This window comes from Roseimaritima multifibrata (genome assembly GCF_007741495.1).
Lineage (GTDB): Bacteria > Planctomycetota > Planctomycetia > Pirellulales > Pirellulaceae > Roseimaritima > Roseimaritima multifibrata.
In genome coordinates, this window is record NZ_CP036262.1 from 6,655,808 (window position 1) to 6,678,639 (window position 22,832).

Annotated in this window: 17 protein-coding genes; 4 read left to right on the forward strand and 13 right to left on the reverse strand. The window is 53.6% G+C overall.

The window, feature by feature from the left end; all coding sequences use genetic code 11:
• Positions 1–1,463: 1,463 nt before the first annotated feature.
• Positions 1,464–2,753, reverse strand: a complete 1,290-nt coding sequence (locus FF011L_RS24075; protein ID WP_246109600.1) for a PP2C family protein-serine/threonine phosphatase — start codon at positions 2,751–2,753, stop codon at positions 1,464–1,466.
• Between the two features lie 308 nt (positions 2,754–3,061).
• On the opposite strand from FF011L_RS24075, the gene FF011L_RS24080 reads away from it, so the two are divergent.
• Positions 3,062–3,583, forward strand: coding sequence for a PEGA domain-containing protein (locus FF011L_RS24080; RefSeq protein WP_145354491.1), 522 nt, complete (start codon positions 3,062–3,064; stop codon positions 3,581–3,583).
• A gap of 77 nt (positions 3,584–3,660) precedes the next feature.
• Here FF011L_RS24080 and FF011L_RS24085 read toward each other — a convergent pair whose 3' ends face one another.
• The 3 genes from FF011L_RS24085 to FF011L_RS24095 all read right to left on the reverse strand — a co-directional run bounded on the left by FF011L_RS24085 (position 3,661) and on the right by FF011L_RS24095 (position 6,893).
• A complete protein-coding gene (locus FF011L_RS24085; RefSeq protein ID WP_145354492.1) occupies positions 3,661–4,881 on the reverse strand; it encodes an MlaD family protein in 1,221 nt (406 codons plus the stop codon).
• A gap of 145 nt (positions 4,882–5,026) precedes the next feature.
• Positions 5,027–5,866 (reverse strand): ABC transporter ATP-binding protein, encoded by an 840-nt coding sequence (locus tag FF011L_RS24090; RefSeq protein WP_145354493.1) that lies wholly within the window; start codon positions 5,864–5,866, stop codon positions 5,027–5,029.
• Between the two features lie 262 nt (positions 5,867–6,128).
• Positions 6,129–6,893 (reverse strand): MlaE family ABC transporter permease, encoded by a 765-nt coding sequence (locus tag FF011L_RS24095; protein ID WP_391560948.1) that lies wholly within the window; start codon positions 6,891–6,893, stop codon positions 6,129–6,131.
• A 631-nt stretch (positions 6,894–7,524) separates the two neighbouring features.
• Here FF011L_RS24095 and FF011L_RS24100 point away from each other — a divergent pair.
• A complete protein-coding gene (locus FF011L_RS24100; RefSeq protein ID WP_145354495.1) occupies positions 7,525–8,466 on the forward strand; it encodes a hypothetical protein in 942 nt (313 codons plus the stop codon).
• 433 nt (positions 8,467–8,899) lie between these two features.
• Here the strand turns inward: FF011L_RS24100 and FF011L_RS24105 are convergent, their stop codons facing one another.
• Positions 8,900–10,036: a GNAT family N-acetyltransferase gene (locus FF011L_RS24105; protein ID WP_246109950.1), complete on the reverse strand. Its 1,137-nt coding sequence runs from the start codon at positions 10,034–10,036 to the stop codon at positions 8,900–8,902.
• A gap of 238 nt (positions 10,037–10,274) precedes the next feature.
• On the opposite strand from FF011L_RS24105, the gene FF011L_RS24110 reads away from it, so the two are divergent.
• Positions 10,275–11,174: an acyltransferase family protein gene (locus FF011L_RS24110; RefSeq protein WP_145354496.1), complete on the forward strand. Its 900-nt coding sequence runs from the start codon at positions 10,275–10,277 to the stop codon at positions 11,172–11,174.
• 155 nt (positions 11,175–11,329) lie between these two features.
• On the opposite strand, the gene FF011L_RS24115 is transcribed toward FF011L_RS24110, so the two are convergent.
• The 7 genes from FF011L_RS24115 to FF011L_RS24145 all read right to left on the reverse strand — a co-directional run bounded on the left by FF011L_RS24115 (position 11,330) and on the right by FF011L_RS24145 (position 21,258).
• On the reverse strand, positions 11,330–12,034 hold the full coding sequence (locus FF011L_RS24115) for a PEP-CTERM sorting domain-containing protein (RefSeq protein WP_145354497.1): 705 nt from the start codon (positions 12,032–12,034) through the stop codon (positions 11,330–11,332).
• A gap of 60 nt (positions 12,035–12,094) precedes the next feature.
• Positions 12,095–12,439: a hypothetical protein gene (locus tag FF011L_RS24120; RefSeq protein ID WP_145354498.1), complete on the reverse strand. Its 345-nt coding sequence runs from the start codon at positions 12,437–12,439 to the stop codon at positions 12,095–12,097.
• Between the two features lie 542 nt (positions 12,440–12,981).
• Complete coding sequence (locus tag FF011L_RS24125) at positions 12,982–14,352, reverse strand: VanZ family protein (protein ID WP_145354499.1); 1,371 nt, start codon at positions 14,350–14,352, stop codon at positions 12,982–12,984.
• A gap of 399 nt (positions 14,353–14,751) precedes the next feature.
• Positions 14,752–15,960: a glycosyltransferase gene (locus tag FF011L_RS24130; RefSeq protein WP_246109602.1), complete on the reverse strand. Its 1,209-nt coding sequence runs from the start codon at positions 15,958–15,960 to the stop codon at positions 14,752–14,754.
• Between the two features lie 7 nt (positions 15,961–15,967).
• The gene (locus FF011L_RS24135) at positions 15,968–17,110 is read right to left on the reverse strand and encodes a glycosyltransferase (RefSeq protein ID WP_145354500.1); all 1,143 of its coding nucleotides are present in this window, start codon (positions 17,108–17,110) and stop codon (positions 15,968–15,970) included.
• 102 nt (positions 17,111–17,212) lie between these two features.
• Positions 17,213–19,852: a hypothetical protein gene (locus FF011L_RS24140; RefSeq protein ID WP_145354501.1), complete on the reverse strand. Its 2,640-nt coding sequence runs from the start codon at positions 19,850–19,852 to the stop codon at positions 17,213–17,215.
• Positions 19,853–19,932: 80 nt separating this feature from the next.
• Positions 19,933–21,258, reverse strand: a complete 1,326-nt coding sequence (locus tag FF011L_RS24145; protein ID WP_145354502.1) for an O-antigen ligase family protein — start codon at positions 21,256–21,258, stop codon at positions 19,933–19,935.
• A 484-nt stretch (positions 21,259–21,742) separates the two neighbouring features.
• Between FF011L_RS24145 and FF011L_RS26585 the strand changes: the two genes are divergently transcribed.
• Positions 21,743–21,907 (forward strand): hypothetical protein, encoded by a 165-nt coding sequence (locus FF011L_RS26585; RefSeq protein WP_218932853.1) that lies wholly within the window; start codon positions 21,743–21,745, stop codon positions 21,905–21,907.
• 9 nt (positions 21,908–21,916) lie between these two features.
• Here FF011L_RS26585 and FF011L_RS24150 read toward each other — a convergent pair whose 3' ends face one another.
• A complete protein-coding gene (locus FF011L_RS24150; protein ID WP_145354503.1) occupies positions 21,917–22,825 on the reverse strand; it encodes a sulfotransferase family protein in 909 nt (302 codons plus the stop codon).
• Between the last annotated feature and the right edge of the window lie 7 nt (positions 22,826–22,832).

Consider the following 22,832-nt stretch of genomic DNA (forward strand, 5'->3'; position numbering starts at 1 on the left):
GGATCGAGCAGCCTTCGGAGAGGTTGAATTGCTGGAGGAAGCGGCTGAAGCCCGATGCCAAGTACTTTCTTAGCGGAGAAAGAATGTAGCCTTTCACGCCGCGAAAGTAGCTTGAAAGGAGCGTTCTTTCGCTCGGGAGATGCAAAGAACAAGTAAAAAAACCTGGCTCCCCTCGCCCTCAAAACAAGCTCGCTTAAAACAGGTTGGATATTGAATCAACGGTTCGCCAGCTAGTTCAGTTGAATGCGATTCAAAGGCTTGTTTAGGGGCGAGGGAAGCCAGATTTTGATCAGTTATAAACTTCACCTCCCCCGCGAAAGCCCCCTCCCTCCAGGACGCGTTCGCTAGGGACATGGAAAGAATAAGCAAAAAAACCTGGCTCCCCTCGCCCTCAAAACAAGCTCGCTAAAAACAGGTTGAATATTGAATCAACGGTTCGCCAGCTAGTTCAATTGAGTGCGATTAAAAGGCTTGTTTAGGGGCGAGAGAAGCCAGATTTTGATCAGTTATAAACTTCACCTCCCCCGCGAAAGCCCCCTCCCTCCAGGACGCGTTCGCTAGGGACATGGAAAGAATAAGCAAAAAAACCTGGCTCCCCTCGCCCTCAAAACAAGCTCGCTAAAAACAGGTTGAATATTGAATCAACGGTTCGCCAGCTAGTTCAATTGAGTGCAATTAAAAGGCTTGTTTAGGGGCGAGGGAAGCCAGATTTTGATCAGTTATAAACTTCACCTCCCCCGCGAAAGCCCCCTCCCTCCAGGACGCGTTCGCTAGGGACATGGAAAGAATAAGTAAAAAAACCTGGCTCCCCTCGCCCTCAAAACAAGCTCGCTTAAAACAGGTTGGATATTGAATCAACGGTTCGCCAGCTAGTTCAGTTGAATGCGATTCAAAGGCTTGTTTAGGGGCGAGGGAAGCCAGATTTTGATCAGTTATAAACTTCACCTCCCCCGCGAAAGCCCCCTCCCTCCAGGACGCGTTCGCTAGGGACATGGAAAGAATAAGCAAAAAAACCTGGCTCCCCTCGCCCTCAAAACAAGCTCGCTAAAAACAGGTTGGATATTGAATCAACGGTTCGCCAGCTAGTTCAATTGAGTGCGATTAAAAGGCTTGTTTTGGGGGAGAGGGGCTGGGGGAGAGGGGGCCGACAGAGGAAGACAAGGCGTGACATAACCGCTTGAAATGCAGGGCGTTATCCAGGCCTGCACTGCAAAATCGCCTCGCGGAAATCCCCCCTCTCCCCCAAGCAAGCTCCGCCAAATTAAACGAAAAGGCCGAGACCACGGAATGAGCTAGCTAAGGTTTCTTCCGCAACAAAGAGCTTGCTTAGGGGCGAGGGGAGCCAGACTTTCGCCAGTTATAAATTTCACGTCCCCCACGAAAGGCGACAATCACTAAATCAGCAAGCCGCTCGCGCCGTACCGCTAAGAAAAATCGCAAAACAAACCATGCGGCGAATTCTTTTAAAACTCGACCGTTGGTTCTTCGTTCCCTCTTTGGTGCCGCAGCTGCTGCATGGTGGAGATAATCGCTTCGGCTTGCCAGGCTACGGCTTGTCGCCAGTCCCCTTTTTTCACCGCGGCTTCAGCTTTTGCTTGCTGCTCGTCAATCGTTTCCCAGCGCACCTGCCAGCCCTTCTCTTCGGCGGCATCTCGCAGGGCTTGAACCGTCCCGGCCAGCCGCTCGGCGAACTCTGCGGTTGGCTTCGCCGAATAACGTCGATACGGTCCTCGGCCTCTGGGACCACTTCCCCCGCTCTGCCCGCTGGCGCCCGCAGGTGGTCCGCTGCCAAAACAATACCACGCAGTAAACAAAGCCAACCCGGCCGAAAAAACCAAAGCCCCTCCGACCGCTGGCCAAATCCCTTGAATCGCAAACACGATTGCTAGCAAAGCGCCAACAATCATCATCACCGGCAGCAACACCGGCGGGGAACGACGTATTCGAGGCCCAGAGACGGAGACACCGCTTTGATTAAAATTCGCATTCACGCAAAGCGAGATGACGGTGATATTGTCCGGTCCTCCACGTAGGTTCGCCAGATCGACCAAGACTCGATTGACTTTTTCCGGCGGCAAACAGCCCAGCAAGATACCGATCTCTTCGTCTTCGACCGGGCCGGTCAGACCATCGCTGCACAACAGGTAGCGGTCTCCCTCAAGCGCCGGCCAGGGACCTTCCATATCGACCTGCAGTTCAGGACTGGGGCCCAATGACCGGGTGATCACGTTTTTGGGGATCGCTCGGCTGAGTTCACTATTTGGCTGGACGTGACCATTGGCTTCCATTTCCCAAGCCAAACTGTGGTCAAACGTCAGTTGTTCGAACACGTCGCGGCGCAAGCGATAGACTCGGCTGTCTCCCACGTGCCCCACCACAATCCCATCGGGCACCAAGGCAAGTGCACTCAGGGTGGTCCCCATATTATGGAATTCGGGGTTACTCTGCCCTTTTAGATAGACCTCACGATTCGCTTCATGAATCGCTCCACGCAGGGCTTCGGGGATCGGAGCCATCGAATCGCGGAGGTAGTGCTGAGGAATTCGCTCCGCCGCCATCTGGCTGGCCAATTCGCCCGCGGCGTGAGCTCCCATGCCATCGGCGACAACAAACAGATGTCCCCGTTTTGTAAAGCGAGCCTCCGAATCGGCCACCACGGTCGCCGCGGAATCTTGGTTATTCGCACGCCGCATCCCAATGTCCGATAGCATCGCATGCTCAATCGCGGCGTTCCAGTAATCGGAGTCGGACATACTTACAGGGATTCAAAGGGAGTTTTAGGCAAAGGACCAGTGTAACCTGTCCGACGCCAGCATTGTATCGGTTGGCAAAATCGATCTGGATCGCTCCCCTCCGACTTTGCTACGGTCCCCAATACGTCGGCTCCCCTTCCGTCTGAGGACCGTCGATACAACCAATGTCGCCTTTCGCAGCGCAACAATCGTCACGAAAGAACTCAACCGTTGATTCAAGCGGGGCTGGAACGGTTGCGAACCCGACCATTCCGTTCAGATAACCGTCAAACGCTCACCTCCCAAAAACCTTCAAACCGAACGCCAGCATGGGAATTTCCTACATCCCCACCCGAAAGGCAGGGCTGATAGCCACAATCGCGATGACGGTTGTCGCTAGTGGCTGCGTTCGCCGCCGGATGACGGTCCGTACGACTCCCCCCGGAGCGATCGTGTCGGTCGACAACCAAACGATCGGAACCTCGCCGGCCTCCTCCTCGTTTACCTACTACGGCACCCGCGAATTCCGAATCGAAAAAGACGGCTACGAAACCGAAACGATCCAGAGGCGATTAAATCCACCCTGGTACGAATACCCACCGCTCGATTTCATCACCGAGACGTTGTGGCCATGGGAGATCCGCGACGAACGGATCATCGACATCGAACTAGTCCCTAAAAAGATCCCAGCAATAGATGAAGTGCTAGGACGAGCCGACCAACTCCGCGGACAAGCAAGATCAGGAGTCGTCACCGCCCCCCTAGAAACAACTTCACCGCCAACCCTGCCGCTCCCATCCACCCCCCAAGGCCTCCCACAAGGAGGAGTCCCCGCGGTCATCGGGAACTAGGAAGGCATCAAACGATCCCAACCCGCTCGGAAACCGTCACCAATACATTGCACGTCTCGAGCGAAAGGCGACAAACGTTACTTCAGCCCTAGCCCAGTCGAACGTTTATCCAATGCTCCCTTCAACCCCAACTGCCTTGGATCGCGAGCCAATTTATCGCTGAGGATTCGGACATCGTCTAAGATCGGGCGGATTCTGGTCGAAGCTCCTTCGACATTGTCGACGACTCGTTTGATCTGCCAGTACAGCTCGTCATCTTCGATCAAGCGACGCAGCGTCCCGTCCCCCTCGTTCAAGCGTTTGCTGAAGACGCCGACTTCATGCAACGTCACCTGCAGATTGTCCAGGTTGACCAACAATCCATCCACCAGTTCATCACTCCGCTCGGCGAACGGACGCGTAATCTCTTCGACGTTTCTAACGGTCTGGCTCATGCTATTGACCGTTTCCTCCGCTGCGATCCCGACCTTTTCAAAACTCTGCATCGTCCGCTGAGTCGACGCGAAGGCTTGCCCGGCTTCGTTTAAGACCTTGGGAAACTCCTGCATCGAATCTTTGATCGCTTGCTGCATTTGAGGATCTCCAACCAATGACCGGACCTCCTGCAACGTATCACGGAAGTCCTGCACGGCAGCTCGAGTCTGATCGGTCATCTCGTTGATTTGAGTCCCCGTGCCACCGATGGCGGTCCGAGCATCGCCCGCCAACATCGTGATCGAATCACTTGCCTGAGCCACCGAATTGCCGGCGGTCTGCATCGTCGCCAACGTCTCGCGGACCTGGTCTTCTAAACCGACCAAGACAGCAAACGGATCCCCCGCAACTTTGCCACGTCCGATGAAATCGCCATCCGAAGCCCGTACCGAAATCAACTTGCGTTCGGCAGGTTCCAGCAATCGATTGGGCGGAGTCCCCGCTTGCCCGTCCAGCAAACTAATCAACTCATGCTGGCTGCGGCGAACGAATTCTAGGTTCGCGTCGCCGGTCACAAACGACCCCATCGAAATTCGAGGGATGTAGGCCGGCGTCGGCGCGTACTTTGATTCGATCTCCATCGTCAATTCCACTCCCCCGTCCAGCATCAGCTTGATATCGCTGACGCGGCCGATCTTGACACCGTCGCGAAGGACCGGAGTGTTCGCACTGACACCTGGAGCCGAATCGAAGATCGCTGTCACCTGCACATCACTGGACAACAGCGCAGGGAAAGCCCCGAACAGGAACATCAAAATAATGAAGACGGCCACCGAGGCGACGACTAATACGCCGACTCCAAACCGCAACCGATTCTCATCCATGATTCAAAAACTCCTAGGCCGAAAAACAACAACTCACACAAACTTTCCAGTTTGCTCTAGCCCGAAAAAACCGGCTCACTCCTTCACTCCTTCACTCCTTCACTCCTTCACTCCTTCACTCCTTGTCTCCTTGTCTCCTTGTCTCCTACCCTCTTGCCGCAATCAACTCGTTCAATCTCTCTCCTGCTTCTCCTCGCACAAACTGCCGCACGCGTCGATCTTCGGCATGTTCCAAATCGCTTGGAGGCCCATCGAAAAGGACCTGCGATTCATGCTCGGCCAGCCGAGTCCTTGGGAACAACATCAGCACGCGGTCGGCAACTTTCCTTGCCGTATGCATGTCGTGCGTCACCACGATACTGGTCACCGGAAAACGCCGCCGAGTCCCCAAGATCAGTTCGTTAATGACGTCACTCATGATCGGATCCAACCCGGTCGTCGGTTCGTCGTAAACCAACAGCTCGGGTTCCATGATCAGGGCTCGAGCCAACCCGACACGTTTCCGCATCCCTCCCGACAACTCCGCCGGCCGTTTCTTAGCGACTTCCGGAGGCAACCCGACCTCGGCCAAGCGGTCCATGACTCGTTCGTTGATTTCGTCGTCGTCTGCCATCCGATGCTGTTGCAACGGGAACGCCACATTCTGGCGAATGGTCATACTGTCGAACAAAGCCGCATTCTGGAAAACGAAGCCCATTCGTTTGCGGACTTCCGTCAACCGCTTGTCATCCAGCTTGGCCAAATCATCATCATCAAACAGGACGCGCCCCGAGATCGGTTTCACCAGCCCCACCAACGTCTTCAGCAGGACCGTCTTGCCACATCCGCTCTCGCCGATGATCGCCAGAGTCTGACCACGGGGGATACTCAACTGGATATTTCGCAAAACCATTTGCCGGCCAAACATCACCGACAGATTCTCAGCGCGAACCAAATCCGCCCCCGGTTCGTTCTCGTCATCCCGATCCAGTTCATCAAGATTCATCGTATAAGCCAGTAAAGAAACAACAAAAACGAAAACCAGAATTTCTTAGCGGAACGGCGCGAGCCGTCCGGCCCTCCCCACCACCATCAACCGAACCACCACCACCTAGCCCGGCCTTCACATGCCCGACCTTCCTATGCCTCCCTCACACATCAGCCGAGCATGAATGTCTCACGCTTGTCACCTCTCGCGAAAGACGTCGATTCATAAGTGCCGGCCAAAAATCCCAACCCGACGCGTAAGCGAGGGACAACAGCCCACCCTACAAAATCGAAGCCCCTTCCGGATAGAAAGCAAAATACAGCGAATCGAGCACGATATTCAAAAACAAATCGATCGCCAGGATCAACACAAACGAGTGGACGAACGAAGCCGTCGCAGCTCGCCCCACTCCATCGGCACCAGGCTGACAATTGAAGCCGCGATAGCAACTAACAACCGCAATCGTCCCCCCGAAGAAAAAGCTCTTAAAGATCCCACTACAGAAATCAAACCCACTAACAAACTCTCTGGAGTGATTCAGATAGGGAGCATGATCGATCCCCAGCACGATCACGCTGTAAAAGTAGCCACCGACGATCCCCATGAAATCGGCCATCACCGTCAATGCCGGGATCAACAAGATACAAGCCAAAAAACGGGGGACGACCAGGTAGTGAATCGGATCGGCGCCCATCGTCGTCAGAGCATCGATCTGCTCAGTCACCCGCATCGTGCCCAAAACCGCCGCCATCGCACTACCGACACGCCCTGCTAGCATTGTCGCGGCAAGCACCGGCCCAAGTTCCCGCACCAGCGACATATTGATCACGGCGCCCAGTTGATTTTCCAGCCCAATCGACTGGAACTGGTAATAGCTTTGAACCGCCAAAACCATCCCGATAAAGGTTCCGGTCAGGGAAACGACTGGCAGACTGAGCACGCCGACCTGATAAAAATTCGTCAGCAAAGTCCCCCGCGGAGGCAATCGCGTGAACAGCCAAACCATCATCCGCCAAGTAAAAATCCCCATATCGCCGACCAGCATCAGCCCATCAACGGTACCGGCCCCCCAAGCCGAAACCCAGCGCACCAAGCCACTTGCTTGGGGAATCGAAGCCGAGCGTTTATCGGAAGCAACGGTAGCCATCGCAGAATCCATCCTTCCCAGCAACAAAGGGGCGCAAACCGACCACCAACAAAGCAGCCTGTTAAACTGTATCGACCACGCAAACCCAACCGATCAACAAAAAAAGAATAAAGACCCACCACCCCACCACCAATTGTCTCCTCCACCACTCCACCACTCCTTCACTCCTTGTCTCCTTGTCTCCGCACCCTACCAACTCCACAGAGGGATCCCTGTTTTGTTTTCCCAAGCTACTACGTACAGTAAACAAACGACTTCCGGAAAAAACCGATATCCAAGCAGCCTAGGTTTTTAGGCAGCGCGGCCGGACGGCTCGCGCCGTTCCGCTAAGAACCCTAGTAGGGCCGGCTTTCCACCTGCCAAAGCACGAAGAGGTCCGGAACCACGTCGGAGACACCTCGATGTCTCCGCGAGCACACAGATTAAATCGACGAAAGATCCGAACAAGAACTGAAAACGACAACAGCAAGCACGGTGCTTGCTGTTAAACCAAATGGTTAAGCAGTTGCCTACAAGGTTGGGTGCAACGGTGAATCAAGTCTCTTCTCCGCTCTGGGCCGCCTCCGCTTGGTCCGTATCGATCGCTGCCGCGGGAGAAACGCGCGTCGTCACACCGCGGCTTCCGTTTGCTCGAGTCGGCTCTCACCCTAAATGCGAGATCTCGCTCCCCGCATCGGGGCTACCCGACGTCGCATTCCTGCTGATCGTGCACGGGACATCCGCCGAAGCTTGGCCGCTGGCGTTGATGGAGCCTGCCGCATGGGGGCCTCTTGCCCCCGAGCAAGTCCTATCCGTCGGCGCCTGCAAACTGACGGTAACGCTGAACCCAAAGGCCAGTTCAAATGCCCAACAGCCGGCACCACATTTTCCAGGGTTAGAATTCTCCGGCCCCAAAGGCCGCTGGGACACGCAACTGAAACGCCCAGTCACCATCTTTGGCAGTGCCCCGCCCAGTGCCATGCGGCTGAAACACGACTCACTGGCCCCCTGTCACGGTTGTTTTGTATCTCTAACAACGGGCCTCTGGTTTCTAAAGCTAGCCAGCCGAATCACCCCACAAGGCAAATGGACGCTAAGCGAAAAACCAAGCCTCACGCGAGTCCAATCCAACACCGGCCTAGACCTAGGCAGCGTCCAAGTCCGACAACTAGCCCCCCCAGCGAGCAAGAAGAACAGCGCAGCAGATAAGAAAACCAAGGCGGCGGCACAAAAAACCAGCGTAGCCACGAAAACCAAGCCACCTGCGCCACAAACTCAACCAAGCAGCACCGAGAGCGGCGCAGCAAGAATCGTCAGCGCCGAGCAACTAACTCACAACGTCACCGGCAGCATCGTCCACCTAAGCCGCCGCAGGCACTGGAAACGAAGACTAGCCGTCGGGATCGTCCTAGCCCTAGTAACCTTCGTAGCCACCGCCATCATCCTCCAAATCTGGAAAACCGTCCAAGCGGAAGTAGCAGGATGGGCTTAGGGAGTGAGGAGACAAGGAGACAAGGAGACAAGGAGACAAGGAGACAAGGAGACAAGGAGTGAAGGAGTGAAGGAGTGAAGGAGTGAAGGAGTGAAGGAGTGAAGGAGTGAAGGAGTGAAGGAGTGAAGGAGTGAAGGAGTGAAGGAGTGAAGGAGTGAAGGAGTGAAGGAGCCACGCATGCAGTGGCCGTCAGTTGGATTGCGAAACAAAGGATTTCCTACCAACGACCAACAATCTATTTCAGCACCGCCCCAAAAAAACGCCCGCCCCTCTCCGTGTCTCCGTGTCTCCGTGTCTCCGTGTCTCCGTGTCTCCGTGTCTCCGTGTCTCCGTGTCTCCGTGTCTCCGTGTCTCCCAACTCCCAACTCCCAACTCCCAACTCCCAACTCCCAACTCCCAACTCCCAACTCCCAACTCCCAACTCCCAGCTGCGCTAGGGAATCCCTCTTACAATCTCCGGCCCCATTAGCTTCGTGACCCACACGGGTAATCGCTGCCAGATCTTGATCAGCTTTTGGTTTCCGTCCGAATCGGGACGCATTGCGTCGGCGGATCCTTTTCGGATGTAGTATTGCCAGACGGCCGGGAACGGCTCGGCTCCCCATTGAGCCTTGAACTTATACGTCCCGCTGCCGACGCTACTGCGGCCAAAGTCGAACGTGTGGCTTTGCTTCTCGATCGCTCGAGCCAACAAGTGGCGGTACATCCACATATTGGCTCCGGTGTAATTGAACGCCCGCAAACAGCTTGCACTCGGCACTTCAGTCACTCCGTCACAGTGAACCAGCAAAGCCCCTGCAACCGCTTGGCCATCTTTACGGACCACGCACAGCTCCGCACTCCCGGCGAACTCTTTCAGCGTCGCGGCGAACAGGCGCCGCGAGAAAACGGGAGTCCCCAAATCGCGCATGTTGACCGCGAAGACGGAGTAGAAATCAGACAAGAGTTCCTCGCCGCCCCAGACAACCGTCAACTCCGACTGCCCCGCCTTCCGAACCTGACTCCGCAGCTTTGACTTAAACGACTTGTCCAGCGCCTCATCCGAAGCCGGCAGCGCAAGTCGCATATGCACCTTATCGGTCCGCGAGAAATTCAATTTCGGGTGCCCCTCCACAGGAACTTCATGCCGAAGCTCCAGATAGCGAACATCCAACTCATCCGCCAGCGCACAAGCCCGATCAACCAACAACCCAGCGCCAACTCCTCCTCCACCGCCACCTCCTAGCGGAACGGCGCAAGCCGTCCGGCCCTCATCAACTCCACAAACCGAACCGCCACCCCAAACCCCACCGGTATTCAAATACGGCAACGAGACCAAAAACTTCCCAAACAGCGGCCCTTTCACCAGCATCAACGGCAGCACACCCAGGACGTCATCACGATCGCGCAAGACAAGCAAATAAGTCCTATGCCGCAGTCCCGCCGAGATCGCCCGCCACCATTCCGCCCGGTGGCCAGCCAGCCGAGGCATCCCACCGGCATCCTGACCTTCATCCTCACCACGGCGCAGCAGAAAATCACCAAAAGCCGCTTCCGCAGCCCCATCACTCCCCCACCGCAAAACGTCCACATTCAAAGACCAAACTCCAAAGAAGCACAACAAGACAGCAAACTCTAGAACATTCTAACCAAGAACAAAGGATCCCAGCCGCCCCAAGCACAAGCCACAACCTCCGCACCTCCGCACCAACTCCCAACTCCCAACTCCCAACTCCCAACTCCTTGTCTCCTTGTCTCCTTGTCTCCTTGTCTCCCCTATACTCCCATTCAAACAATCAACCCACTGCCCCAATCCCGAACAAACCAAAATGCCCCGAGCCCCATGGCTTGACATCACCCGACTAATAGCGATGGCGATGGTCGCCGTGCAGCACGTGCTGTCAATATGCGATTTCCCGACTCCCCATCTACTATTCCAACTAGACTTAGGACAGATCGGTGTTGCAATCTTCTTTGCGATCAGCGGATTCCTGGCCCTCTCACCAAGTCCCTTAAACACACGCCAATGGCTCTTTAGGCGACTACTGCGAATCTACATTCCCTACTGGATTACTGTAGCAGGCTTGCTTACAGCAAACGCGATAGCGGGATACAAGCCAGTTTCAACATCCTTAGTCATCTCAGAGTTCCTCGGCTTAGCAGGCTGGACTCATCGCGGCCAATTGATAGGCGTCCATCTTTGGTTTATTTCCCTCCTACTATTCTGCTACCTTCTAGCTGCATTGATTCGTAAATTCCCGGCCTTACTACCGCTAACCATCATCATTTCAATCGCATCCTTAGCAGCGGATGCACACTTTGCACAGCATACGATAGCCTTCCTAACCGGCGTCACATTATCGACCAACCCACACGCCATCAGGCCGCGATACCAGATACCAATCATCGCAATTGCTAGCCTAGCCGCATACAGTATCCACCCGGGGTTCATCACAATTGCGGTTGCAATAGTCGCCATCGGCACACAATTCCTCCCTGGATCCTTCTCACCAGCAACCATCACAAAACTTGCCAGGACATCCAACCTCTCCTACCACTTCTACTTGGTTCACGGCCCGGTCTACCTAGCGACCGCAAAGGGGCTAGACAAGTCGTTGCCAGCAACACTAATCATTGGAACCATCGCTGCAATTGCCGCCGCGTTAGTGCTTCACAAAATCGAGACCTTTATTCGCACACGGTTCTCCAAGCCTACAACAAACAAATAGCGAAGCCCCCCCTCGGGCAGCCTCTCGCTCCAGAACGGATACCGCACGCCGTTACCATACATCAACGAAAAAAGGCAGACCCTCCATTCGAGGACCTGCCTTTCGTTCTATGTGCGGAACCTGAAAATCAAGGCCCGTCAATTACTAATGACTCACTAAGCAGCAGCAACCTTGCGACGACGACGTCCCATAACGCACGCTCCTGCAACACATCCCAACAAAGTCAGGATCGAAGCTGGTTCGGGGACAGGATTGACCAAACCTTGGGCGACACCACTACCGACGACACCAGTAGTAAAATTCACGTTGAAAGATGAACCATTCGCACTAGATCCAGACCCCAGGAAAAAATCCGAAGTCGAGCTAAAGAAACCCGGAGCATCAAAACTTACCGGAATAAAGCTAATTGAACCAGGCTCGATGGGAGGATCGACAGTCGTTGCACTAAAACCAAGGTACAGAGAACTGCTTGCTGCCAACTGCAAATATCCATCAGTTACGGTCAGGTTCAGTTCATCAAAACCATCCCCCAAAACCGTGGCAGTACCTGTCACCAGATTACCAATAAACGGACCCGCGCCAGTCAGGGCGCCGATTGTGCCGACAAATTCAACAGTCAAATTGCCCACGGGTCCTCCATCATTTCCCGTTAACATATAGTTAACAGTGATGCCCCCCCCTACATCCGCAACCCCCAAACCATCCATCGTCACCAGCCCACCTGTGACGCTAAACGCTAAATCATTCTCCACGCTGTCAAATGGACCACCGTCGATTTGCGGAAAAACTCCCCCTGCATTTGCCTGAACGCAAACGGCCAACATCAAAATGGCTTGAATCGCCAATACTTTCATCTTCATAATTCAAATTCTTTCATATCGAGAACATCGAGAAAAATACATCAAAGCAGATATTTTTCTCTACGTCCGCGGTATATCGTCGATCGGCAGACCCCAACAGCGAACATTGACGCGGGCTGGCTGGCGACCGAGCCAGACAGCAGGCTCTTCGCCAACAACGGCTTCGATACCGCTCAAGGCAAAAATTGATACGGAAGAGATTCCGTTATCCGAAACACCTAATTCCAGGCCGTCACTTTTCTCGACGACTGGCATCGATTCTGCCGGCTCACCTATCACTTCGATTCCCGGCTGATCACTTTCCGCCCCAAGCTGCAGCGCAGCCTCCGCCCGGCCTGCCATTGCGGCAAAAGCCGCTACGACAAACAAAAACGACAAAACGGTTCGGTGAACAGAATTTTTCATTAAAAGCATTATGCACCGCCCACATGGGGAGTGCAACCCCTACACACGGAAAAACCTTACCCAAACCACCAGGATTCGGGCTTTGTACGAAACAAAGAAGCTTAGGGCGTGCGAATTTGCGGCCTGGCGACTTGCTTCAGACGCCTTCACGTTGCTTCCGGCGGACAGTCTGAGCACTTGCTTTTCTCGCCTTTCGCACTGGACGTCCCCTCGTCGGTTTACCCGACAGGATCGAAAGATTTGCAATTAGAAAGGGTCACCCTCAGCGTTTTGCTTCCGGTTCGGTTTGCCGCTTTCAGCGGCAAACCGAACCGGAAGCAAAGTTATCCAAAACATGCGATCTAACTTCAAATCTTTGCTTCATGCCAGGCAAGCTGGCACGGGGCCGATTCCCTTCGGAAACCTGCAAGCAGGACATTTATAAATTGCACGCCCAAGGGAGAGTGAAGACCGAAATCACTTCAAAAACTTGAGCAATAGAATCGACGTTCCTCGCGAAAGAATGCTTAACAAAAACGATACTTTCGGGGCGGAGGAGGCAGTTACAACTCGCCTATTCGTAGCTCCGTAGCCTCCATCCCGATCGCCCAGGCCTTCCAACCAACCGCCGCGCCCGCGGCGTAAATAATCACATCCGCTGCATCCGGCACCAGGGGCACCAAATAGATCTGCGTTACCTCAATTACGACGCCCAACCCAAGCACGAGAGCGATCGACACCACATACCCAAGCACTGGCATTCGCTCGCGGCCGTAGCCGAACAGATTGGCGAGCGCAGCTCCCAGAACCGCAAAAGTCAGTAACTTGCCGGCGAAATTCGACCCGGCACTAAATTCACTGCCGTAGTAATACTTTACGAATGGTGCCGAGAAGAAAGAGTCGACCCCGGCGGCGATTTCCTTCGCGTCCGCCCACCGCTCGGCCCCCCCAAAAAATCCGACGGCAATCCCAGCAACAACGACCATCACCACCCCTAGCCGCAAAATCAGAAACCGATTCCAGCCCCACAGCCTCTGGCGATTCATAGCGATCACCACTCCGGCCATCCCGCCGAACCAGCCCAGCAAGACTTCAGAGACCGAGGCATAGCGAGTGAAGACGGGCAACTGCAACGCCTCCACCAGCACTGGCACTCCAAACACCAGGAGGCGTTGCCACTTCGCCGAAAGACACAGCCACGCTAGAAATCCAACCGGAACGATCCGCACGCCCGACATGAACAGCGAAAACAGATCGCTCCACCCACCATTCCCTTGCAGCCAGCGAAACGCTTCACCTCCGGGAATCACCTGGATCCGCCCCGACGCCCATTTTGCGTGCCACTCTCCACTACTTAAAACCAAATCCAACGGCATCACCGAATAGACAATCAGCATCATCAAGTACGCGGCCAGGTTCAACCGCAGCACCAACTGCCGGCGCTGCGCCCCCAGAGAGGCACCTTGAATCCGCGCCCAAGCGGCCAACAAAGGAGCCCCAAAGATCGGCCAGGCGAAGGGCCCGAGAATGGCGCCAGCACAACCAGCGGCGATATCATTCTGAGAAACGGTCCGGGGCGGAAACCAGACCTGAACAAATTCGATGCCGAAAACCAACAGCATCGTCGCCAGAACTACCGCAATGACTGCGCCCCAAACACGGAGCAAGCCAAATCGACCACGAGCAAAACTGACAGCCCCTGCAGCAAAGAAACCGATCGGCATCACCACCAACGCGTTGGCCACCCAGTCGGCCCGCTGGTATAGCGATAGATTTAGCCAGGGTGTCTTCCCGAATTTCGCGACCGCATCGTCAAAGGCAAGCGGTTGATAGTGCAAGGGGACGACCGAAGCATAGACCAACGCTACGGCACTAAGACAGGCAAGAACTAGCAGCCACCCACGTAAAGGTGCACGGATTTCATATCCTGACATATAGTTTCACTCGAGAACCGTCTTGTACCGCCCAAAGCGGCAATGGAGCCAACCATTTCTGCGACGCCGCCGAGATTTTGATGACATCGAGACTATTTCAATCACTCGACAAATAATTCACGATAATGCTCGTGCCTCACACAGCAACACACGATCCCACACTGAATTGCAAGGAACAGCGATTTACAGCTGTCCGCTAGTATCGCTCAAGACATGCACAAAAAATCAAAGTACGCACTACCAGTGAATTCAGTTGACGAAAAACAATCGTAAGCACTCGTCATTATCATGCACAACGAGGTATTCCCCTAGATCGGCCGTGCCTGGCTAAGCACGCCCCTATCAATCGATCCCTTCAATGCTAAATCACATTACCCAGCACCCTAAAACCACCCGCATTTACCGTGTTAGACAATCCAAAGATCCGTACACCTGAACGATTTCCTTCATGCGCGAATCAAAGCTAAAACGGTCTTCAATTGTCTTACGCCCCATCATGCCACGACGCCTACTCTCAGAAGCAGAATCGATAGCCACTCCAATCGCTGCTCCTAGTTTTTCAGCGCTACCAGGCTCGACCAGCCAACCATTTTCGACACCATCGATCAACTTAGGAATTCCGGCCACTGCGGTTGCTATAACTGGAATTTCATATGCCATTGCCTCCAACAAGACATTAGGTAGTCCCTCACGCAAACTGCTGAGAACATACAAATCCATTGCCTGGTAATACTTCGAGGGATCGGCAACGAAACCGGCAAAATGGACACTATCCTCCAAGCCCAACTCGCGTACCTGCGCACTTAGCTCTTCTCTGGACGGTCCATCACCAACAATGACCACCCCTACATCGATGCCTTTACGACGAAGAATTGAAACCGATTCAACTAAATAGTCAAATCCTTTCTCGGCAGACAGTCGCCCCACCGCTCCAAGCAGATACTTAACCTGCGGCGCGCGAATAAGCGTCCGGGCAGCCTCTCGAGAAACCGTTCGCTGATATTGCTCCAAATCGATCGCATTGTCGATCAAATGCAGGCGTTCATCAGCGAGCCCCAATCGTTGACAATCTTGATGTAAATCTGTCGACACACAGACCACTTGGTCATAACGCTTCAGACTCCATCGATCTAGCGAGTAGTACAGTGGCGTCTTCCAGGTCTTCAATACCCAACCATGGACGGTGCTCACCAACGCCATTGAGTACTGCTTACGCAACCGCAGACCAACAAAATTACTTTTGTAATCATGCCCGTGCCAAATTAACTTGCGTCCCTGAAAATTTCCCAGCGCGCGTCTGACTCGACCAAGCAAGCGACAGTCTGCAGCTCCTCTGTCATCCACCCCGATCAATGGGGCCTCCAACTCGTCCGCACGCTGTTCAACAATACTAAATCCCTCGTCTTCCGGATCACGAAAGTACAGACAGACCGAATCATAACCATGACGCGCGAGAAAACGTGGCGAGTTCAAAATGGTTTTTTCTGGGCCTCCGCCGGTCCCACTAATCACACGCGCATGAATCACCAACGGGCGATCACAAGACGATGTCAACAATGCCTGGGCAGCCGAGTTAAACACACTTGAGTCTGCAGCGTTAATGGTCAAAGAAGCCTCATTCCAAAATTAGTTTACGAAACTGAGCCGCTTTTGCAGCCCAGGATTCGTTAGATAAACGCTCACGAACTCGCTCCACCCGCGACTCTTGTTGAGCACCATTCGAACCAGCAGCTAAAACTTGCAAAACTGACTGAACAAATTGCTCTTCGGTCCTAGCAATTTGCAGACAGTCATCCCACGGCAACACAGCTGGCAATGGTGACGCGATGACCGGGCGCTCGGTCGCCAAATACTCTTTCAGTTTCAACGGCTGCATCGCCCGCGTGACAGGCAGATCGGCGTAAGGCATGATTAACGCGTCGGCCATCTTCGCCAAGGCTGGCAACTGCTCAAACGGCAATGCCCCTGTCAAGTGGATCCGAGAGTGAGCAAGCAAGCGAGAATCGGGATTTTGCTGTGGCCCCGCCAGCACGACGCTGCCCGAGGTCAATTGATCAGCCAGTGCCAGCACCCACTCGGCATTCATCCGCTGGTCAACGACCCCCCAAAAAACGACTCGTGGTCCGGGGATCGCAGCAACACCGGCAAACTCTCCTGATTCGCCCCGCCGCCAAAATGCACGATCGACACCGTGAGTCAATACCGACACATCGGAGTGCTCTGCACAAGAATGGCTTGCCAAAAAATCACTTGCAGCGACAACTCGATCAACCTTGGCGATTAGCTTTTTTTCCATTTGCGCCATGACAGAACCAGCAAGCCCAGGCCAGACGGAAAAATCATCGACGCAGTAATAAACCCAGCGACGAACCGGCAAGCGATCGACTAAGTCAGCGACAATGGGGATCGTTGTAACGGCGACATCTACATCCGACTCGACAGCCAACTGCTTTGCCAACAACGAAGCATTCAAACGACGATCCCAGGCGTGGGACATCCAAGGCCACATATGGGGATTTAACACGCGAGGCGAGATTTCCGCACACGGATCGCCCACTCCCCTTGCCTGTTGCCCTGCCCCTCGCAGCTTCTCCCACCCACGCCGAACGGTCACCCAATCAAGCCTGGGAGGGCGCATCCCAATCGTATTGACCCAGACAACGTCTGTAGCGGCCAGCATATGTGAAACAAGATGCTGGCAACTACTGGGATGACGTCCCCAATCGTCGGAAAAAAAAATCGCTGATGAATGATTCACGTTCAATGCTAAATTCGAAATACACCATGCACACGTGCATGCAATCCATCGCCAACTATCGCTGCAGTTAACGCGAACGACTGCGACAACCACAGGCAATCGCTAAAAAGGACCGACACCAAACATATAAGTGACCAGCACCAGAAGTGCTGCAACAGCTAAACCCGCCCCGACTACCACCAGACGCTTGAACCGACGCACTGCAATGCTCCGCTGCGGAACAAATTCAACATACGGTCCGAAATCATCCAAAATCGGCTGCTGAATCCGAGATTGACCTTTACGATTCTTAAACCACCCTCGCTGCCAACCAAAGTTAAGCATTAACACGACTGGTCGACACAAGGCCTTGGTAGGCGAACCCGTTAGCGTTTCACACACGTTATCGAAGAAGAAGTCCGCCTTCTGCTGATACGCATCCCTGCGGGCGGGATCACACTGATAGAGTGCCGCGTGCTCCAACACGTGCCATTTCCGCATATCCTGTGCAGCCCAGGTTTCGTTGGGATACTGCAGTTTTTCGGGCTCCGACAAAGTTGGCCGCTCATGCTGGACCATCCAATCGGCATAATGCAACAAGGTAGCGACTCCATACCGAAAATCGTCGTCCTGCTGCCCTAACCCAAACTTATAGTCGACCAAGCGTCCCAAAGCCTGCAAATACATCGTGTAAAACCAACGCAACTCCGCGTTCAACAGGTCCAACGCATCAAGATTTTGGCGTGGATGCACCGTCCTTCGCATGAGAACACCGGCCCGATCAAGATACCTTGAATCACCAGTTAATTCATGTCCAGTGAGAAGTGCATGCGTCGAGTTCGCCGCAGCACGCCCCGGCCCGAAATACCCTTCGGAACTACAAGTCGAATACCCGGTATCCGACCGGCAAAGCCAGCGAAACGGGGTCCCGTTCCCATCGTCGATCGCCAGCACATAATCGGCTGCATTGATCGCTGCATGACGATAGCGATCCTTACCGGTCAAGTAATAAGCCAACATCCATCCGGTGCTGTAGTTGTGGGAGGCCGCAGGCCCACCACCAACTGCATAATTCTTAGCGAGTTCCTCGCCGGTGTCTCCCAATTCTTCAAGATCCTGCCCACCATCGAACAACTTCGACACTCGCAGTCGTTTCGGGTAACTTCGATGCGTGGCGGTATGAGCGTCGGCATAATGGTAGGTGTGCCAAAACAACCCGCGACTATAAAGCAGCTTGTCATCATCCGTGTGGTAGGTATCGATATCCCATGAATGATCCGCCATTCGGATCATCCAATCGAACCATCGACGGTCTCCACTCCGCAGAAACTGAAGTGCGAAGCCGAGCGTGCAATCGTACTGGTTGTTGTAATGAGAAATCAGCGGGTTCGCACCACGATGGTGCACCGCCTCATGATCCCCATAGAGATCGCCATAATTTCGCCAACCGAACTGATCGATAACCTCGGACTTCTTATCGAAGGTGTCGTCACCTTCGATTGCAAGCGCAACCAATTCCTCATAACGAGCGTCTAGGTGCGCTGCGTCATTCGACAAGTAGGGAATGGCGTCAGCACTTGCATAGCACTCAGGCTCCAGCGATAAGACTGGCGATTGCGTCAGGCACTCAATCGATGACGAATCGTCAGCCGACCTCCACTCCACAGCAAACTCATGCGTCTTCTGTTCGCCTCCCTGCAATTCGTGCCCACCAGGCGTCTGCCCAGGGAACAGCTCAATTGTTAGCCCCTGAGCATCCGCTTGGAGCGATTTGGGAAAATTCTGCCAAAAATTCCGATAAGCAATTGCAGTCACAATGCCGTTGCCAGTCGACCGCAACACCGGCTGGGCTCGATGCCCCTCAAATCGATTGCCATCCGCTGTCCCGCGGTACCCACGAAATGAAACCGAAAGTTGCTCCTGCGCGGTCAGATGATTCTGACTATTCCAATTTTCGCCGCCGCTGGAATCTTGATAAATTTCAAGTTCCTTGCTTGCAGCAATCGGCGAACTCGAATCGCCTAGATTCGCGATTAAGCACTTATCTGTGCCTGTTTCAGTAGAAACATGGACAGCAAGCCGATCGATATGAACCGCTCCCTGCGAGCCGAGATCCCAGTTCCCCCCAGGATGGTCCATCGCTTGCGGATTTTGCACAGAGAACGTGAACTGCACAACCGGCACATCGGCATAGCTATCCGCTGTTAACTGCCCAATTAACGGAGACTTGCCTTGCCCCACTTCAACAAAACTAACTGCCCAAGTACGAGTCCAGCGAACCGAACCACTCGCAACATCAACCGCCGCAGCCAATTGCCCCAGATAGTGCTTCCCGCCGTGAGTCAGATGAATCGTTAAAGACGATTCGCAAGGCAGGTCTAATGAGTCAAACTTAAGGCACTCCGAGGCAGCTTTCTCCCCCGTCTGACAAACTACCGCAGGCCGGCCTACGTCGACTGCGTCCCGCTTCGCATCAGCCACCGCCCCCAAAGAGACCCAATAACTACGACCAAGTTCACAGACGAAATCCAACTGGCACCACCTGACGGATCGATCAGACCACCACGCCAGCACATCAGGCTGAACGACCGAATATCGCTTTTCATCATCAACAATTGCGATTTCGCTTGCATCTAAAACCAATCCCTCAGGACAAGGTAACGAAACCCGTGAGGGAGCAACTCCACGGCGACCTTTTACAGACGGCCCATCTACCGAAAGCTTCCATCGCAGCAAACCAGCATTTTTAGCAGCAGAATTCATATAACAGCACAGCAATACAACAAATTAGACGCGGAAAAAGAACCAGCATTGACAGTTGCCCAATCAGAAACGTCCGCCAGCTAGCCGCCCTTCGCGGGACAAGGCAAATGAGCGTCATCATGGGCCCCCCCGGGCAACCAACTCGCGTCTTCCTGTCGCTGACGAGCATCAATATTCGACAACGCAAAACCAGCAACAACCAAAATATAGCAAGACTCAAACAAGACTCCGCTGGAGAACATACTAGCTACTAAATAGCCAAAAATACCGGCAAACACCGCCAGTCTAATCGCGCCGCCCTCAACATCATCACGGCGATAGGTTTTCCACGCATAGAACATAGGCATAAAATAGAGAGAAAAATAGCACAAAAAACCCGGAATCCCAACACCAGTCGAAACATCAAAAAACAGATTATGCAGTGCTTTATCCGGCTGATCTAACCCACCCTCATAGTACTGAGGCCTAGGAACCAGCACACGGGCAGCATTGGGACCGACACCTAGCCACGGGTATTCCTGTGTGATGCGCATCCCCGCCTGCCATAACTTGAAACGAGAGTCGGCGGAGCTATCACGCTCTCCGGAACCAGCGAAAGACGACGTAAACTCATTTACCACTGAAGGTCCCGCAAGAATTGCTGCCATCACAAAAGCCGCTGCAACCGTCATCACATTTCCATTCCTCCGTGGCATATACCACACCAAAATCGGAACCATTGCGATTCCAGCTAACATACACCCGCGCGACTCAAGAAGCATGATCTGATGAACCTGCAACATGCCTACGCCTAGATACAGAACACGAAAGAAAATTTTGTTCTCAAACAGCGCTAAAGAGAAAGCAGCGCCAAGGATGGGGACTGTCAGTATCGAATAACCATTATTATCTACCATGGCACTCCCCCATGCAGTACCATGCGCGAAACGCGAAAAGCCGGTCTGAAAGTAGTCTACATTGATTTGGTATGCATTGTACCCTTGCGCCAGAACAGCAATTACCAAGAGCCACTTTAGCGTACGCCAGTCTTTCAAAACAAACAGGCCAATAGCAACTACTAAAAAGTGCTTCCAAACTACCGACATAAAAAAATCTGTATCAACACGTGAAACCGTGTTTTGCGCACTAATCCACGCAATCAACAAAAACAGCATGGACATAACTAGCGCAATCCACGACCAACGACTCAGCCGCATCCCCCCAAAACCAGACAGAACAAAACCGACGAACAGCGAGTAAAAAATATACTTTTGATAAGTTACGCCGGGCTCTAATGACCACCGCCAGTTCCAGGCGGGGTCAAGCAGGACAAAACCATAAAATCCTACAATCCCGAAAGCGGGCCGAAAAATGGCGAGCGCGCACACGAAAACGAGCAGTGAGTAGACGAATACGGGACCTAGCACAAAAACTCCTTGACGCTGCTACCGACACAAACAAACGCGTCTTAAAAATAATGGGAATTAGTATTCAAACCGAATCGCAACCACTTACACACCAAACGCTGAAACAACAAAAATCCGCCAGAAACACAGGCGCACAACAAACAAGCCTATTTGCTGCACTACGTTCACACCAAGACACCAAAACCAGCCGTCGAAAAACACTTTGCCTCTTACTTACGCTCGCCCAGAGCGATCGCGCTCCCTCGACTGCGCCCGTCGCAAAACCAATAGCGGCCTACTGGAACCTCAAGATTAACAACCTACGCTTGAACCAGAGCGACGACCACGAGCTTTAACAACAAATCCCATGCAAGAACACAGAAGCCGGTGCCTTTTGCAATCAGCAGAATTCACCTATCTCCTTCGTCCAGAATCTCACCAAGCTAACTTCCCCGCCAGAATGAAGCTCGAAAGAAAATGGCCCTAAGTTCGAACAAGTCGCCCAATGTCAATCCAGGCCGACCTGCCGCAGTACTTGTTATGGGCATACCACATTCCTTCGCCCGAATCGGGCAAAGGCCCCCACATACGGTGCACCCTTTCCATTCACATCGAATCGCCGACCTGTGACGGTGACCTTACACGAACAGGACGCGCCGCCCCCCCTTAAACAGATGCCTTATTTGGACAAAAATTTATATTTCTGCCAACGGTACTCCCGAACGAAGCGATCATGAACACGGGCGATGAGAAAGCGTGTCGCGCTGACGCGACCACGAGAGAACATCGGCTGGTAACCAAACGCCTGCATAGAGTCCAAGGCGATAGCCTCTACGGTTTTTACCTGCCGATCCGTTAGCGTCCTCTTCCACTTTTCGGCCTTACTTATATCTGGAGCAGTAAGAATATTCTCATTACCACTGTGAATTTTCATGTCCGTCTGATGCTTATAGTAGAACTGCATCGCAGGCTCATACTGAATGCCAATGAACTGACAAACACGCCCTAGCTCTTTATCCAACTGCGAAACCATGGACTCGTAGTTAACGAAAAGGACACGCCCAGGGCACTTTTGAGCGAAAGCCAATTGTCGCTGCATCTCACGGTGACACCGCTGAGCAGCAGAAACCCAGTTCGCAGGCCTCCCAACAGTGAACCCGACCGGAGAAAGATAGGATCGACAAACCGCGCGAGGATCACGAACCATAATAACAAACCGAGCGTTGGGGAACGCCTCCGCATATTCATCCAGATAATAAGTCACCGCAGGGTCCTTCAAACACCACCGTGGCTTATTCGCCCTTGCCGCCGCAAGCTCCATCGCTGTCGCGAGCAACGCCACAGGATCGTCCTGCCCCTCTCCGTAATTGAAATCCTCCACCTGGACATCCAGGAATTTCCCCAGCTCATTGCGTAATCGAGCGAGCCTATCTCGAGAGCGTCCACCGAAAACGAATTCGTGCACTTCGTACATCTCGTTGCAGCTCCACACATCACTTGAGCATTCCAAAATCCGATGCATCAAAGTGGTACCGGATCGCTGCGTTCCGCTCACAAATATCGGGAACTTTTTGGCATCCACCGTCATTCACTTC

Bases quoted from the DNA above. Each gene is read 5' to 3' on its own strand.
- FF011L_RS24110 (WP_145354496.1), top strand. From the start codon at position 10,275: ATGCCCCGAGCCCCATGGCTTGACATCACCCGACTAATAGCGATGGCG.
- FF011L_RS24120 (WP_145354498.1), bottom strand. From the start codon at position 12,439: ATGAAAAATTCTGTTCACCGAACCGTTTTGTCGTTTTTGTTTGTCGTA.
- FF011L_RS24115 (WP_145354497.1), bottom strand. From the start codon at position 12,034: ATGAAGATGAAAGTATTGGCGATTCAAGCCATTTTGATGTTGGCCGTT.
- FF011L_RS24090 (WP_145354493.1), bottom strand. From the start codon at position 5,866: ATGAATCTTGATGAACTGGATCGGGATGACGAGAACGAACCGGGGGCG.
- FF011L_RS24125 (WP_145354499.1), bottom strand. From the start codon at position 14,352: ATGTCAGGATATGAAATCCGTGCACCTTTACGTGGGTGGCTGCTAGTT.
- FF011L_RS24095 (WP_391560948.1), bottom strand. From the start codon at position 6,893: ATGCTGGTCGGCGATATGGGGATTTTTACTTGGCGGATGATGGTTTGG.
- FF011L_RS26585 (WP_218932853.1), top strand. From the start codon at position 21,743: ATGTCAATCCAGGCCGACCTGCCGCAGTACTTGTTATGGGCATACCAC.
- FF011L_RS24080 (WP_145354491.1), top strand. From the start codon at position 3,062: ATGGGAATTTCCTACATCCCCACCCGAAAGGCAGGGCTGATAGCCACA.
- FF011L_RS24075 (WP_246109600.1), bottom strand. From the start codon at position 2,753: ATGTCCGACTCCGATTACTGGAACGCCGCGATTGAGCATGCGATGCTA.
- FF011L_RS24140 (WP_145354501.1), bottom strand. From the start codon at position 19,852: ATGAATTCTGCTGCTAAAAATGCTGGTTTGCTGCGATGGAAGCTTTCG.
- FF011L_RS24150 (WP_145354503.1), bottom strand. From the start codon at position 22,825: ATGACGGTGGATGCCAAAAAGTTCCCGATATTTGTGAGCGGAACGCAG.
- FF011L_RS24085 (WP_145354492.1), bottom strand. From the start codon at position 4,881: ATGGATGAGAATCGGTTGCGGTTTGGAGTCGGCGTATTAGTCGTCGCC.